The sequence below is a fragment of the Vibrio splendidus 12E03 genome, assembly GCF_000272105.2.
Taxonomy (GTDB): domain Bacteria; phylum Pseudomonadota; class Gammaproteobacteria; order Enterobacterales; family Vibrionaceae; genus Vibrio; species Vibrio splendidus_I.
Map to the genome: position 1 here is coordinate 1 of NZ_AJZD02000163.1, position 252 is coordinate 252.

1 protein-coding gene is annotated in these 252 nt (G+C 47.2%); it reads right to left on the reverse strand.

The window, feature by feature from the left end; translation table 11 throughout:
- Positions 1-235, reverse strand: a 235-nt coding sequence (locus tag A142_RS11450) for a lytic transglycosylase domain-containing protein (protein ID WP_139137174.1), incomplete at its 3' end; no start/stop codon positions are given.
- Positions 236-252 lie beyond the last annotated feature (17 nt).

A 252-nucleotide genomic window follows, 5' to 3' on the forward strand; every position in this document is an offset into this window, starting at 1 on the left:
ATTTCAATTGTTCATAATGAGCCACTACTCGACTGACGTAGTGCTGCGTTTCTTTAAAGGGCGGAATGCCCCCGTACTTTCGAACGTTACCCTCCCCCGCGTTATAAGCCGCTAAAGCAAGCCGAACATCATCGTATTGATTGAGCAATCGGGCGAGTAAGGCAGTGCCTCTCCCTACATTGGAATCCACATCAAAAGGGTCGATACCCACGCTGTTTATATCCATCAATTGCATTAAACCTTTTGCCCCTT